Source organism: Microbacterium sp. IO18, assembly GCF_049099505.1.
GTDB lineage: Bacteria > Actinomycetota > Actinomycetes > Actinomycetales > Microbacteriaceae > Microbacterium > Microbacterium aurugineum.
The window spans coordinates 196,775-211,241 of sequence record NZ_JBMJAF010000002.1; the positions used below are offsets into that span (position 1 = coordinate 196,775).

Here is a 14,467-nt window from a genome sequence, read left to right on the forward strand (position 1 = left end):
CTCATCCTGCGGGCGCGTAGCTCGACAGGTAGGGGACGTTGCTTCCGAGCTGCATCTGCGTGGTCGTTCCCGCGTCGGTCAGCTGGATCACCGAAGTGAAGAGCCAGATGCCGAACCAGGCGTTCTCCGTGATGTACTCGTTCACGGCCTGGTAGGCGGCGGTCTGCTCCTCCCCGGTCGTGGCCTGAACCTCGGACAGGAGAGCATCCAGCTCCGGTGTCGTCGTGTGCAGCGGGTTCCACGCTCCGTCCGGCGAGATCATCTTGAAGATGTCGCGCCAGGGGTGCCCCGAGCTGGATCCGAAGGAGGCGATGGCGTACGTGCCGCCGAGGAGGTCGCTCACGAGGTTCTCGGAGGCCACCTTGTCCCAGGTCACGGTGATGCCGACGTCAGCGAGCTGCTGCGTGATGTAGGGCTGCGTCAGGTCTCCCTTGACCTCGGGCATCGTGATGTCGAACCCATCGGGGTAGCCGGCTTCCGCCAGCAGCTCCTTCGCCTTCTCCGGGTCATACGGATAGGCGCCGTCGAGGTCGCCGACGTAGGCCGGGCTGTCCGGGTTGAAGATCTGCTGGGACTGCGCGCCGTTGCCGCCGTAGATGTTCTTCACGATCGCTTCGCCGTCGATCGCGTAGTTGAGCGCCTGGCGCACCCGGACGTCACCGAGGGCGGGCACCTGCGCTCCGTCGCGGTCGAAGATGATGAGGCCGAGCCACGTGACCTGTGCTTCGTTGATCGTGAGCCCCGCGGACTCCGCTTCCTTGAGCACACTGGCGTCGACGTCGGTGGTGTTGACCTGTCCGGACTTGATGGCGTTGAGCCGCGCGGTGATGTCCTCCATCGGCTTGACGACGATCTTGTCGTAGGGGTAAGCGTCCGGGTTCCAGTAGTCGGGATTGCGCACGTAGCTGTACTGGCTGCCGCGGATGGTTCCGTCGGCGTCGAGCAGGTAGGGGCCGGAGCCGACCGGAGTCGTCGCGAACGACTCGGTACCGAAAGCCTCCGGCGAAGCCATCGCGCCCGCCACCAGCGAGAGGTAGTAGGTGAAGGCGGGGTCCGGAGCGCTGAGGTGGATCTCGACGGTCAGGTCATCGACGACGACGACCTCATCCACGAGCCCGACCATGTAGACGGCCACACCCGTCCCGGACTGGAGGTGCTCGATGTTGGCCTTCACGACATCGGCGGTGAAGGGTGTGCCGTCGCTGAAGGTGATGCCGTCACGCAGCTGAAGGGTGAGAACCGTGTTGTCCTCGTTGTAGGTGAACGCCTCCGCCATGTTCGGCTCGATCTCCCCGGTCGGGGTGTAGCGAAGGAGGGTGTCGTAGACCGGCTGCCAGTACTGCACCTGGAAACCGGTGTCGAGCTGGCCGGTGTCGAACGACGCGACATCCTGGCGGGCCGCGACCGTCAAGGTCTGCCCGCCTCCGCCGGATTCGGATCCGCCTTCCGAACCACCGCCTCCACCGCATCCGGCGAGCACGAGTGCCGCGCTCACCGCGACGGCGACACCGCCCGCGAGTTTCTTCCATGACGATCGCATAGGACCTCCTTGTCGACATGCTGCTGTGTAGGGGACGGGTTGTGCGTCCGTCTTGGCGATAAAATTACCGTGCACTTGGTCGGTTTATCAATACCCAATCTCATTAAGTTTTCGACGGACCCCCGTCCCTGCCCGCTCCCCGCGCGCCGCTCGCTAGTCTGAGGGCACCGCGAAAGGACGTTTCATGACAGCCGCTTCGGAACCGAGGGCACCCCGCAAACGCCGGAACCCCAAGGGGGAAGCCCGACGGGAGAACATCCTCGACATCGCGAGTGAGATCTTCTCCGAGGGCGGCTACCACTCCGCATCGATCGCGGACATCGCGGCGAGAGCGGGTATCTCACAAGCCGGGTTGCTGCATCACTTCCCGTCGAAGCCCGAGCTCCTCCTGGCGGTGCTCAATGCACGGGATGCCGACGCTATCCGCCGCTTGCGAGAGGGCGGGCTCACCGGTGTCGCTTATCTCAACAGCTACCTGCACACCCTGAAGGAACACGAGTCCGACCTCGCCCTGGTGCAGCTCAACGCGATGATCTCTGCGGAAGCGCTCGCCGAGACCCACCCCGCGCACGACTACTTCGTCGAGCAGCATCGGCTGAGGCTCGACGAGTTCACCCGCAGCATCGCCGAGACGTTCGACTTCGACGCGATGCCCGCGGGAGTCACCGCCGAGACGGTCGCCCGCTGGGCCATAGCCCTCGCAGAGGGAATGCGACTTCAAGTCCTCTACGAGGAGGAAGGGCGCGCGAACCGCTCCGACACACTGACGCTCTTCTTCGAGACCCTGCGTCCGTATCTGAAGGACCCCCGGCCGATCTCAGCCGATCAGGTCACCGAGGCCGCAGCCGCCGAATGACCGTTGCCCGCGTCGAGGACGACGCGGACTGATCACGCGAAGGCCCCGGCCTGCCGCTCGAGGGGAGCTGCGGGCCGGGGCTTCGTGGTGGTCGACGAGGGCTGACGCCGACGGACAGGGTCCTAGAAGTCCCAGTCGTCGTCTTCCGTGGCCTCGGCCTTGCCGATGACGTACGACGAGCCCGACCCCGAGAAGAAGTCGTGGTTCTCGTCGGCGTTCGGTGAGAGCGCCGACAGGATCGCCGGGTTCACGTTCGTGACGCTGGAGGGGAACATCGCCTCGTAGCCCAGGTTCATGAGGGCCTTGTTGGCGTTGTAGTGCAGGAACTTCTTCACGTCCTCGGTCAGACCGACGCCGTCGTAGAGGTCCTGCGTGTACTGCACCTCGTTGTCGTAGAGCTCGTACATCAGCGAGAACGTGTAGTCCTTGAGCTCGTCACGACGCTCCTGGGTCTCGTTCTCGAGCCCCTTCTGGAACTTGTAGCCGATGTAGTACCCGTGCACGGCCTCGTCACGGATGATGAGGCGGATCAGGTCGGCCGTGTTCGTCAGCTTCGCCTTGGACGACCAGTAGATCGGCAGGTAGAAGCCCGAATAGAAGAGGAACGACTCCAACAGGGTGGAGGCCACCTTGCGCTTGAGCGGGTCATCGCCCTGGTAGTAGTCCATGATGATCTGAGCCTTCTTCTGAAGGTTCGGATTCTCGGTCGACCACCGGAACGCCTCGTCGATCTCCTTCGTCGACGCGAGCGTCGAGAAGATCGAGGAGTAGCTCTTCGCGTGCACCGACTCCATGAACGCGATGTTCGTGTACACGGCCTCTTCGTGAGGCGTGATCGCGTCGGGGATCAGCGACACCGCACCCACGGTGCCCTGGATCGTGTCGAGCAGCGTCAGACCGGTGAACACCCGCATGGTGAGCAGCTGCTCGTCGGGGGTGAGCGTGTTCCACGACTGCACGTCGTTCGACAGCGGCACCTTCTCCGGCAGCCAGAAGTTGTTCACCAGACGGTTCCAGACCTCGAGGTCCTTGTCGTCCTGGATGCGGTTCCAGTTGATCGCCTGCACGCTGGAGACCAGCTTGAGTCTTTCAGGGGTCATGTTCTTCGTCGTTTCTCGGGTTTCAGCCGCGTTCTCGGGTCGACAGGTTCTCAGGTCAGAGCATGCACGAGACGCACTCGGCCATGTCGGTGCCCTCAAGCGCCAGCTGGCGCAGACGGATGTAGTAGATCGTCTTGATGCCCTTGCGCCACGCGTAGATCTGCGCCTTGTTGATGTCGCGCGTGGTGGCGGTGTCCTTGAAGAACAGCGTCAGCGACAGACCCTGGTCGACGTGCTGGGTGGCCGCCGCGTACGTGTCGATGACCTTCTCGTAGCCGATCTCGTATGCGTCCTGGTAGTACTCCAGGTTGTCGTTCGTCATGAACGCCGCCGGGTAGTACACGCGACCGAGCTTGCCTTCCTTGCGGATCTCGATCTTCGACGCGATCGGGTGGATCGACGACGTGGAGTTGTTGATGTACGAGATCGAGCCCGTGGGCGGGACCGCCTGCAGGTTCTGGTTGTAGATGCCGTGCTTCTGAATCGAGGCCTTCAGTTCGACCCAGTCCTCCTGCGTCGGGATGTGCTTGCCGGCGAAGAGCTCCTTGACCTTCTCGGTCGCGGGGACCCACGCCTGATCGATGTACTTGTCGAAGAACTCCCCCGACGCGTACTTCGAGTCCTCGAACCCGTCGAACGTCGTACCGCGCTCGATCGCGAGGTTGTTCGAGGCACGCAGCGCGTGGGACAGCACGGTGTAGAAGTAGATGTTCGTGAAGTCGATGCCCTCTTCCGACCCGTAGTGCACGTGCTCGCGAGCGAGGTAGCCGTGCAGGTTCATCTGGCCGAGGCCGATCGCGTGCGAACGGTCGTTGCCGTCTTCGATCGAGCGCACCGAGCCGATGTGGCTCTGGTCGCTGACTGCGGTGAGCGCGCGGATCGCCGTCTCGACGGTCTGGCCGAGGTCGTCGGCATCCATCGACAGCGCGATGTTCATCGAGCCGAGGTTGCAGGAGATGTCCTTGCCGATGTTGTCGTACGACAGGTCGTCGTTGTACGTGGTCGGCGTGTTCACCTGCAGGATCTCGCTGCAGAGGTTGGACATGTTGATCCGACCCTTGATCGGGTTGGCCTTGTTCACCGTGTCCTCGAACATGACGTACGGGTAGCCGGACTCGAACTGGATCTCGGCGACGGTCTGGAAGAACTCGCGCGCGTTGATCTTGGTCTTCTTGATGCGCGGGTCGTCGACCATCTCGCGGTACTTCTCGGTGACCGAGATGTCGCCGAAGGGCACGCCGTAGACCTTCTCGACGTCGTACGGCGAGAACAGGTACATGTCTTCGTCGTTCTTCGCGAGCTCGAACGTGATGTCGGGGACGACGACGCCCAGCGACAGGGTCTTGATGCGGATCTTCTCGTCGGCGTTCTCACGCTTCGTGTCGAGGAATCGCATGATGTCGGGGTGGTGCGCGTTGAGGTACACCGCTCCCGCACCCTGACGGGCACCGAGCTGGTTGGCGTAGCTGAAGCTGTCTTCGAGCAGCTTCATCACGGGGATGATTCCGGACGACTGGTTCTCGATCTGCTTGATCGGCGCACCCGACTCGCGGATGTTCGACAGCAGCAGTGCCACGCCGCCACCGCGCTTGGACAGCTGCAGCGCGGAGTTGATGCCGCGGGCGATGGACTCCATGTTGTCCTCGATGCGCAGCAGGAAGCAGCTGACGAGCTCACCGCGCTGCGCCTTGCCCGCGTTGAGGAACGTCGGGGTGGCCGGCTGGAAGCGACCGGAGATGATCTCCTCGACGAGGGCGACGGCGAGCTTCTCGTCGCCGTCCGCGAGGCCGAGGGCGGTCATCACGACGCGGTCCTCGAAGCGCTCGAGGTAGCGCTTGCCGTCGAAGGTCTTGAGCGTGTAGCTCGTGTAGTACTTGAACGCACCCAGGAACGTCTCGAAGCGGAACTTCTTGCCGTAGGCGAGGTCGTTGAGCTTCTGGATGAACTCCATCGAGTACTTCTCGATGACGGCGCCCTCGTAGTACTCCTTCTCCACGAGGTAGTCCAGGCGCTCCTTGAGCGAGTGGAAGAACACCGTGTTCTGGTTCACGTGCTGCAGGAAGTACTCCCGCGCGGCCCGCTTGTCGGCGTCGAACTGGATCTTCCCGTTCGCGTCGTACAGGTTGAGCATCGCGTTGAGGGCGTGATAGTCGAGTCCCTCGTAGGAGGGGTTCGCCTTGAATGCCACTGTCTCGGTCACTGAAGCTGCCACCGTCGTTCCAATCCGTCGCTCACGCGATCCACATCGTCTTGTGTGCCGAAGATCTCGAGCCGATACAAGTGAGGCACGTGGCACTTGCGGCTGATGATGTCACCGGCGAGGCAGAAGGCATCGCCGAAGTTGGTGTTGCCCGCGGAGATCACACCGCGGAGGTGACGCCGGTTGCGCTCGTCGTTGAGGAACCGGATCACCTGCTTGGGAACGGCGCCCTTCTCGACGCCTCGTCCCGCGCCCCCGCCATAGGTGGGGGTGACCAGCACGAAGGGCTCGTCGATGACGAGGTCTTCTTCGTTCCGGTGGAGGGGGATTCGTCGGGCGGGGAGCCCGAGCTTCTCGACGAACCGCGCGGTGTTACCCGACACGCTCGAGAAGTAGATCAGGAGCGGCGCTGCGGTCGCGACGGCGCTCATGGGAGGTCACGCCAGACGAGAGGCGAGCTCGTCGATCTTGTCGGGACGGAAGCCCGACCAGTGGCCCTCGTCGGTGACGACGACAGGCGCCTGCAGGTAGCCGAGCGCCTTGACCTGCTCGAGGGCCGTCGGGTCCTCGGAAAGGTCGAGAACCTCGTACTCGATGCCCTTGGCATCCAGGGCACGGTAGGTCGCGTTGCACTGAACGCAGGAAGGCTTGGTGTAGACCGTGATCGACATCTTTTCGTAACCCCTCAAATCTCTGGCCTGCTTCTCATCAGGCTGTTTCCCGGTAGACCCCCTGCCGGGACTTCAATACTACATATGGGGACCGACATTGGGGGCGACCACAAGGGGTAGTAGTTACATCCGTGTAGTTATCCACCGTTCTCCACGGCCTCAACACAGGTTCTCCACCGTTTCCTCCACAGGCGAAGGCCCCGTCCTGAGGGGCGCGAACCGCGTGAAATCGCGGCTGGGAAGCCCCTGTGAACGATCCATCCACAGGGGGCACCGTACGCCGGTCCTCGGACATTCGGATTCCTGTGGAATTCGTCGTTCGGCGTGTCGCGGCGTGTCGCCGCACGAGCGCTTCCACGACCGCCTCCGAGGCCCGGTACCGTTGTCTCGTGGCGGGATATCGGGATCTTCTTCGCACGCCTGGTGTGGCGCGCATGATCGCGGCTCAGCTGACCGCGCGCTTCCCCAACGGCATGATGTCGCTGGCGATCCTGCTGCACGTCGAGCAGCAGACCGGGTCGTACGGATCGGCCGGACTCGTCCTCGCGGCGACCAGCGTCGGTCAGGCCGTCGCAGGTCCCGTCACGAGTCGGTGGATGGGCGCCTGGGGGATGCGGCGGGTGCTCACCCTGACGCTCGCCGTGTGCGTCGTCGCGGTGCTCGGCCTCGCGGTCCTTCCCCTCGATGTGCCCGGCTACATGGCCCTCGGGATGGTCGCCGGGCTGTCCACCCCGCCGGTCCAGGCCGCGGTCCGCACGATCTACCCGAAGCTCGTCAACTCCTCCCACCTCACTCCGCTGTTCTCCCTCGACGCATCGCTGCAGGAGATCATCTGGGTGCTGGCGCCGGTCGTCATCACGCTCGTGTCCACCCAGGTCGGGACCACGGAGGGCCTTCTGCTCGTCGCGATCGTCCTCGTCGCCGGCGGAGCCTGGTTCATCCTCTCCCCCGAAGTCGGACGCGTGCGGATCCCGCGCAGCCGCCATGCACTGGGCAAGGTCGTCCTCAAGCCGCCGGTCCTGCTGGCGACGGTGATCGGCTTCCTGCTGATCGGCGCCTGTGCCGCCGTGGAGGTGGGCGTGGTGGCCACCTTCGAACACGGAAGCCTGGCGGCCGGACTCATCCTCGCCGTGTTCTCGGCCGGGAGCCTGGCAGGCGGCCTGGCGTTCGGGCACATCCCCATCGGCCCCTGGGCCATGGCGCGCCGTCTGCTGATCGTCACGATCGGACTCGGCCTGACGATGGTCATGCTCAACGTGTTCTGGCTCGGCGGCACCCTGATCCTCGCGGGCATCGGTATCGCCCCGGCCCTCGCCGTCCTCTTCGCCATCACCACCGCGAGTGTGAAGTTCAGCGAGACCGCGGAGGCGTTCGGCTGGGCCGGCACCGGCCAGCTGATCGGCGCGGCCGCCGGTTCCGCCGTCGCCGGCTTCCTCGTCGATGTCAGCGACTGGCGAGGCGCGTACCTCGCCGCCACGATCTTCGCGGCGGTCGGGCTGATCGTCTCCGTCGTCTTCGTCCGTTCCTTCCCTGATCTGCGTCATCGCGACGCGAGCCCGCATCCCGACACCGAACCCTTGGCGGTCACTCCTTCATGAACTCCCCTTCCACTCCGAGCTCCGCCCCCGAGATCGTCTGCGTCGGCGAGTCCATGGTGTTGATCACCCCGACCGACGCCGGTCTCGCCGATGCCGGGCAGGCGACGCTCGGTCTCGCCGGCGCGGAGGCGAATGTGTCCGTCGGCGTCGCCGCCAGCGGACACCGCGCCGCCTGGGCCTCGCGACTCGGCGCGGACCCGATGGGCGACCGGATCACCTCGGAGCTCGAACGTCGTGGCGTGGAGCTGTGGGTCGAGCGGGACGAGGACTCCCCGACCGGAGTCATGTTCAAGGACCCCGGCGTCGAGACGTCGACCGTCTACTACTACCGCCGAGGATCGGCCGCCTCCCTCATGGAACCCGGTTTCCTGGCCCCGTCACGGCTCGAGGGTGTGCGCATCGTGCACACGACCGGGATCACCCCCGCCCTCTCCGCGTCCTGCCGGGAGATGACCGATCGGCTCTTCATCGATGCCCGCACGGCGGGCGCTCTCGTGTCCTTCGACGTGAACGACCGCCGTCAGCTGTGGAGCAGGGAAGACGCGGCCGAGACCCTCGCCCGCCTGGCCGACGCCGCCGACATCGCTTTCGTCGGGCGCGACGAGGCGGAGCGCATCTGGGGGACGGTCTCACCTGCCGAGATCCGTGCGTTCCTGCCGAACTGCGGCCTGCTGGTCGTCAAGGACGGCGACGTGGGGGCGACCGCCTTCGAGGGCGAGTCCGAGCCGGTGTTCGTCCCCGCCCCGGTGGTCGAGGTCGTCGAGCCGGTCGGGGCCGGAGACGCCTTCGCCTCCGGCTTCCTGAGCGCGACCCTCGACGGCGACGATCTCGCCACGCGCCTCTCCGCGGGTCACGCCACAGCCGAGCGCGTCCTGACGATCGCGGCCGACCTGCCGCCTCTGGTTCCGCGCGGCTGACCGCGCCCCGACCGGTCGTAGGCTGGTGCCATGCCCGCACCGCTCACCCTGCCTCGCATCGCCTGGGGCTCCCCCACGGCCTCTCGGCGGGCCCTCCTGGTCCACGGTCTCGGTTCCTCCGGCGCTCTGATGTGGCGCCTCGGCGATGCTCTCGCCACGGCGGGCTGGCATGCGACGGCCGTCGACCTCCGCGGACACGGCGACGCCCCGCGGTCCCTCGACTACAGCGTCGCCGCGTACGGTGCCGATCTCGCGGCGACACAGCCCGATGACGGCGGCCCCTGGGACGCGGTCATCGGTCATTCGCTCGGAGGCGCCGCCAGCACGGTCGCCGCGGCAGCCGCTCCGGAGTGGACGCGGCGCCTGGTCCTGATCGATCCCGCGATCCACGTCGACGGGCGCGATGCCGCCATCGTCAGGAAGAGCCAGGAGCGCGCGTTCGCGGACACACGACTCGAGGTCGTGCAGGAGGAGCATCCGCACTGGCATCCGCAGGATCACGAGCTCAAGATCGACGCGGTACGGCGCGCAAGCGCATGGGCGGTGGAGCAGACCAGCGCCCAGAATCAGCCGTGGGACGTACGAGCCGACGCCGCGCGCCTCACGGTGCCGACCCATGTGATCGGCGCCGACCCCGCCGTCTACAGCATCTTCACGGGTGCCCTCGCGAAGGAGGTCCTCGCGGCGAGCCCGCTGATCACCCTGTCCGTCGTCGAGGGTGCCGGACATTCCCTGCACCGCGACCGCCCCGACGAATCCATCCGGCAGCTTCTGGAGGCACTGGCATGAACGACTTCGATCCCACGACCTTCCTGCCCGACGACCTCCTCGACCGCATCCGCGAACGCGCTCCGATCCACGACCGCGAGAACACCTTCCCCCAACAGGACCTCGAGGAACTGCGCGACGCGGGCTACCTGTCGATCCTGGTGCCGACGGAACGCGGCGGCGCGGGGCTCGGTCTCGCCGAGGCCGCGATCCTGCAGCAGCGCCTCGCGGGCGCCGCACCGGCGACGGCCCTCGCGATCAACATGCACCTGGTGTGGACCGGCGTCGCGAAGGTGTTCTCCGATCGCGGGGTCCCCGGCCTGGAGTTCGTGCAGGACGGCGCGGTCGCGGGCGAGGTCTTCGCCTTCGGCATCAGCGAGGGAGGCAACGACCTGGTCCTGTTCGGCAGCGACACCGACGCGGTGCCGGACGGCGACGGGGGCTATGCGTTCACCGGAACCAAGATCTTCACCTCCCTCGCTCCGGTGTGGACGCGACTCGGCCTGCACGGACTCGACACCACGAGCGCCGATGCTCCGCAGCTCGTGTTCGCCTTCATCGACCGGACAGATGCGGTGACGACGTCCGACGACTGGGACACGCTGGGCATGCGGGCCACGCAGAGCCGCACCACGCGACTGGACGGCGCCGTGGCGGAGGCCGATCACGTGGTGCGCCGCATCCCGCCCGGGCCCAGCCCTGACCCCATCGTGTTCGGCATCTTCTCGGTGTTCGAGATCCTGCTGGCCTCGGTCTACACCGGCATCGCGCGCCGTGCCCTCGAGCTCGCGGTCGCGACCGCGCAGAAGCGGCACTCCAAGAAGACCGGCACGGCATACAGCCAGGATCCCGACATCCGCTGGCGCATCGCCGACATGTCGATCGCCTACGACGCGCTCCCTCCCCAGATCGCCGCACTCGCCCGCGACGTCGACGACCGCGTCGAACACGGGGCGCGCTGGTTCCCCCTGCTGTCCGGCGTCAAGCACCGCGCGATCACGATGGCGAAGCAGGTCGTGGACGAGGCGATGCTGGTCGCGGGCGGCGGCTCCTACTTCTCGGCGAACGAGCTGTCGCGGCTCTACCGGGACGTCCTGGCCGGCGCGTTCCACCCGTCAGACCCGGAATCCGCGCACTCCACTGCGGCGAGCGCGTTGCTGGGACCGATCGAAAGCTGAGCCTGGACAGCCGATTCCGCCGACATTCGCCCTAAATACGGCGGAATCGGTTGCCAGAGGCGCCGTCGAGTGCGAAGATCGCACCATGGGTTCGGTGAAGAAACATCCCCCTCTCGATGCGATCTCCAAGACGATCATCGAGTTGCTCCAAGAAGACGGCCGTCGCTCCTACTCCGACATCGGACGTGTCGTCGGGTTGAGCGAGGCTGCCGTACGTCAGCGGGTGCAGCGGCTCACCGAGTCCGGCGTGATGCAGATCGTCGCCGTGACCGACCCGATGCAGCTCGGCTTCCCGCGCCAGGCCCTGATCGGCATCCGCGTCTCCGGCGACACGCGTCACGTCGCCGAGGCCGTCGCGGCGATCGATGCGGTCGACTACGTGGTCATCACGGTCGGCTCCTTCGACGTGCTCGCCGAGGTCGTCTGCGAGGACGACGACGACCTGCTGGCACTGATCAACGACACCATCCGGCCGATCGACGGAGTCCTCTCCACCGAGACCTTCATCTACGCGAAGCTGCAGAAGCAGCTCTACAACTGGGGGACCAGATGAACACCGCCCGCACCACTCCCTCGGAGTCCGCACTGCAGACGATGGCGAAGGACCATCTGTGGATGCACTTCACGCGTCAGTCGACGATGGCCGAGTCCGGTGTGCCGATCATCGTGAAAGGCGAAGGCCACCGGATCTGGGACGCGAAGGGCAAGGAGTACTTCGACGGGCTCGCCGGCCTGTTCGTCGTGAACGCCGGGCACGGTCGACGTCGGCTGGCTGAGGCCGCTGCCGCACAGGCATCCGAGTTGTCGTTCTTCCCGCTGTGGTCCTATGCCCACCCGGCGGCGATCGAGCTGGCCGACCGTCTCGCCGACGAGGCGCCCGGTGACCTCAACCGCGTCTTCTTCTCGACGGGTGGCGGCGAGGCGGTCGAGACCGCGTTCAAGCTGGCCAAGCACTACTGGAAGCTGCAGGGGAAGCCCACCAAGCACAAGGTCATCTCGCGCGCGGTCGCCTACCACGGCACTCCGCAGGGAGCGCTGGCGATCACCGGCATCCCGGCGATGAAGTCGATGTTCGAGCCGGTCACGCCCGGAGGCTTCCGCGTGCCCAACACGAACTTCTACCGCGCGGCCGAGATGGGAGGACCCGCCGACGACCTCGAAGCCTTCGGCCGGTGGGCGGCCGATCGCATCGAGGAGATGATCCTGTTCGAGGGAGCCGACACGGTCGCCGCGGTCTTCCTGGAGCCGGTGCAGAACTCCGGTGGGTGCTTCCCTCCCCCTCCCGGCTACTTCGCCCGGGTGCGCGAGATCTGCGACCGCCACGATGTCCTGCTCGTCTCGGACGAGGTCATCTGCGCGTTCGGTCGCCTCGGCCACACGTTCGCCTGCACGGGCCTCGGGTATGTGCCCGACATGATCACCTGCGCCAAGGGGATGACGAGCGGGTACTCCCCGATCGGCGCGACGATCATCAGCGACCGCATCTACGAGCCGTTCTCGCACGGCGACGTGTCGTTCCCGCACGGTTACACGTTCGGCGGGCACCCCGTGTCGGCTGCGGTCGCGCTGGAGAACCTCGCGATCTTCGACGAGGAGGGACTCAACGCCCACGTGCGTGAGAACTCGCCGCTCTTCCGCGCCGAGCTCGAGAAGCTGCTCGACCTGCCGCTGGTCGGCGACGTCCGCGGGGACGGCTACTTCTTCGGCATCGAACTCGTCAAGGACAAGGGCACGAAGGAGACCTTCGACGATGCCGAGTCCGAGCGTCTGCTGCGCGGCTTCCTCTCCCCCGCATTGTTCGAGGCCGGTCTGTACTGCCGCGCCGACGACCGCGGTGACCCCGTCATCCAGCTCGCCCCTCCGCTCACGGTGGGCCCCTCGGAGTTCCGTGAGATCGAGCAGATCCTCCGGGACGTGCTGACCCGCGCGCAGTCCGCACTGTAGACCCCGTCCTGTTGTCGAGACCCCGTCCTGTTGTCGAGACCCCGTCCCGTCGTCGAGACCCCCGGTGGTTCACGCGACCTGGCGGGGGTCTCGACGCGGAGAGGGGGTCTCGGCATCAGAGTGAGAGGGAGTGAGAGAGACGGCGCGTTCAACCGCGCGCAGCGCTCCGCCGTGCGGTGAGGGCGAGGTGCAGCGCCGCGAGGGTCTCCCCGTCGTCGAGGTCGGCACCCAGAAGCTCAGCGATCAGGGTGAGGCGCTGGTAGAAGACGGACCGGGACAGATGGCTCGCTGCCGCCGCTGCTGACCGGTTGCCGGGGTGTGCGACGAGCGCCGCCAGCACATCCACGAGGTCGCCGCGGCGCTCCCGGTCATGCTCGACGAGCGGCGCGAGCATCCGTTCGCTGTGCTCGTGAAGCCGATGATCGTCCCGCAACGAAGCGACGAGCCGTTCGAGGGGGCGATCCTCGACCCTGCGCACACGAGGACCGGCACCCGGATGATCCCCCGCCGCAAGGTCTCGGGCGATGCGGAGGGAGGCGAGGAGTCCGAGGACGTCCTCCGCGGACGGACCGACGAACACCGTGCGGTCGGGGCCCACGATGCGCGAGATCATGGCGTCGGTGAAGGGTACGGATGCCGGCGCCGAGAGCAGCGCGACATCGTGGGAGTCCACGCGGGCCGCGACCACCGCGCACCCCGCCTGACGCGCCCGATAGGCGAGCTCGCTCGCCGACACCGCCCCGTGCGCGACGATGCCGTGGCAGTGATGCCCGTCGAACACGAAGCCCCCGGCGGCGAGACGGGCGGCGATGTCGGCGGGGCTCGCGAACCGCGCTCCGAGCAGGTCGTCGATGAGTCCGCTCTGCGCCAGGATCGACCACTCGGCGTCGCCCCCGTCGGCGAGGCACCCGAAGGCCAGCGCCGTCGCCCCCTGTTCGAGCACCGTGAGTCGCCCGGCCGGATGCGCGGGCCCCTGCAGCGCTGACAGGGTCCCCCAACGCACCCCTCGCGCCTGCACGGGCACCGACTCCCCGTCGTCGGCGAGCCGCGCGAGCACCTCGACGACGGGTACGCGAAGAGGTTCGACGGCGATCACCTCGTGCGCGAGATTCTGCAGCACCACCGGAGACCCCAGTGCCCGCGCGGTCTCCGCGACCACCACGTCCGCCGGAGCGCCCTGGAGGCTGAGCGCCGTGAAGAGTTCGTGCAGGCGCTGACGCTCGGAGAGGGCGTCGGTCTGCGCGGAGATCAGCGCTCGATGCACGGCCTCGGTCACGGCCACGAACTTGACCTCGCTCGTCAGCACGATCAGCGCGAGTCCGGTCTCGGCGCACTCATCAGCCACCGCATCCGGCACCCGGGCATGCGAGACGCCGAGTTCCAGGACGATCCCCGCGATGCCCGCGCGACGCAGTCCCCGGACGAAAGCCCTCTGCTCGTCCGCCTCCTCCGGCCACCCTGCGCCCGTGCTCAGCAGCAGTTCCCCGCCGTCGAGCAGCCGGGCGACACCGGCGCTGTCGGAGACGTGAGCCCAGCGCACTTCGGCGTCGAGTGCGGCCCCACCGACGAGGACTTCCGGCGCCCCGGCCTGCACCACCGGCTCCGCGAGGACCTCTCCGACCGTGAGCAGGGCGGTGGCACGGATCGGACGATCTGTCTGATCCGACGCGAAGTCCTGACGGTCTGACATCGCTA

13 protein-coding genes are annotated in these 14,467 nt (G+C 66.7%); 7 read left to right on the forward strand and 6 right to left on the reverse strand.

Annotated features, from left to right (window positions below):
* Position 1: 1 nt before the first annotated feature.
* Positions 2-1,540 carry an ABC transporter substrate-binding protein gene (locus tag ACLF6J_RS12535; protein ID WP_134351864.1) on the reverse strand — a complete coding sequence of 513 codons (1,539 nt, stop codon included), beginning with the start codon at positions 1,538-1,540 and terminating at the stop codon, positions 2-4.
* A gap of 184 nt (positions 1,541-1,724) precedes the next feature.
* Between ACLF6J_RS12535 and ACLF6J_RS12540 the strand changes: the two genes are divergently transcribed.
* Positions 1,725-2,396 (forward strand): TetR/AcrR family transcriptional regulator, encoded by a 672-nt coding sequence (locus ACLF6J_RS12540; protein WP_134351866.1) that lies wholly within the window; start codon positions 1,725-1,727, stop codon positions 2,394-2,396.
* Positions 2,397-2,518: 122 nt separating this feature from the next.
* Here ACLF6J_RS12540 and nrdF read toward each other — a convergent pair whose 3' ends face one another.
* From nrdF to nrdH, 4 genes are read right to left on the reverse strand one after another with little or no spacing between them, the layout of a single operon-like run.
* On the reverse strand, positions 2,519-3,496 hold the full coding sequence (nrdF, locus tag ACLF6J_RS12545; RefSeq protein ID WP_017828866.1) for a class 1b ribonucleoside-diphosphate reductase subunit beta: 978 nt from the start codon (positions 3,494-3,496) through the stop codon (positions 2,519-2,521).
* Between the two features lie 55 nt (positions 3,497-3,551).
* On the reverse strand, positions 3,552-5,696 hold the full coding sequence (gene nrdE / locus ACLF6J_RS12550) for a class 1b ribonucleoside-diphosphate reductase subunit alpha (RefSeq protein ID WP_421076903.1): 2,145 nt from the start codon (positions 5,694-5,696) through the stop codon (positions 3,552-3,554).
* The gene (gene nrdI, locus ACLF6J_RS12555) at positions 5,693-6,127 is read right to left on the reverse strand and encodes a class Ib ribonucleoside-diphosphate reductase assembly flavoprotein NrdI (protein WP_131491526.1); all 435 of its coding nucleotides are present in this window, start codon (positions 6,125-6,127) and stop codon (positions 5,693-5,695) included. Before nrdI ends, nrdE begins: the two co-directional genes overlap by 4 nt.
* 6 nt (positions 6,128-6,133) lie before the next feature.
* Complete coding sequence (gene nrdH / locus ACLF6J_RS12560; RefSeq protein ID WP_047519073.1) at positions 6,134-6,367, reverse strand: glutaredoxin-like protein NrdH; 234 nt, start codon at positions 6,365-6,367, stop codon at positions 6,134-6,136.
* 434 nt (positions 6,368-6,801) lie between these two features.
* On the opposite strand from nrdH, the gene ACLF6J_RS12565 reads away from it, so the two are divergent.
* The 6 genes from ACLF6J_RS12565 to ACLF6J_RS12590 all read left to right on the forward strand — a co-directional run bounded on the left by ACLF6J_RS12565 (position 6,802) and on the right by ACLF6J_RS12590 (position 12,772).
* Complete coding sequence (locus tag ACLF6J_RS12565) at positions 6,802-7,965, forward strand: MFS transporter (RefSeq protein WP_052193221.1); 1,164 nt, start codon at positions 6,802-6,804, stop codon at positions 7,963-7,965.
* Entirely contained in the window at positions 7,962-8,882 is a 921-nt protein-coding gene (locus ACLF6J_RS12570; RefSeq protein ID WP_134351868.1) for a sugar kinase, read from the forward strand. Before ACLF6J_RS12565 ends, ACLF6J_RS12570 begins: the two co-directional genes overlap by 4 nt.
* A gap of 30 nt (positions 8,883-8,912) precedes the next feature.
* Positions 8,913-9,671 (forward strand): alpha/beta fold hydrolase, encoded by a 759-nt coding sequence (locus ACLF6J_RS12575; protein ID WP_134351870.1) that lies wholly within the window; start codon positions 8,913-8,915, stop codon positions 9,669-9,671.
* Complete coding sequence (locus tag ACLF6J_RS12580; protein WP_134351872.1) at positions 9,668-10,828, forward strand: acyl-CoA dehydrogenase family protein; 1,161 nt, start codon at positions 9,668-9,670, stop codon at positions 10,826-10,828. Before ACLF6J_RS12575 ends, ACLF6J_RS12580 begins: the two co-directional genes overlap by 4 nt.
* An 85-nt stretch (positions 10,829-10,913) precedes the next feature.
* On the forward strand, positions 10,914-11,381 hold the full coding sequence (locus ACLF6J_RS12585) for an Lrp/AsnC family transcriptional regulator (protein ID WP_047519065.1): 468 nt from the start codon (positions 10,914-10,916) through the stop codon (positions 11,379-11,381).
* Positions 11,378-12,772 carry an aspartate aminotransferase family protein gene (locus ACLF6J_RS12590; RefSeq protein WP_047519063.1) on the forward strand — a complete coding sequence of 465 codons (1,395 nt, stop codon included), beginning with the start codon at positions 11,378-11,380 and terminating at the stop codon, positions 12,770-12,772. Before ACLF6J_RS12585 ends, ACLF6J_RS12590 begins: the two co-directional genes overlap by 4 nt.
* A gap of 148 nt (positions 12,773-12,920) precedes the next feature.
* Here the strand turns inward: ACLF6J_RS12590 and ACLF6J_RS12595 are convergent, their stop codons facing one another.
* The gene (locus ACLF6J_RS12595) at positions 12,921-14,462 is read right to left on the reverse strand and encodes a PucR family transcriptional regulator (protein WP_134351874.1); all 1,542 of its coding nucleotides are present in this window, start codon (positions 14,460-14,462) and stop codon (positions 12,921-12,923) included.
* Positions 14,463-14,467: the final 5 nt, after the last annotated feature.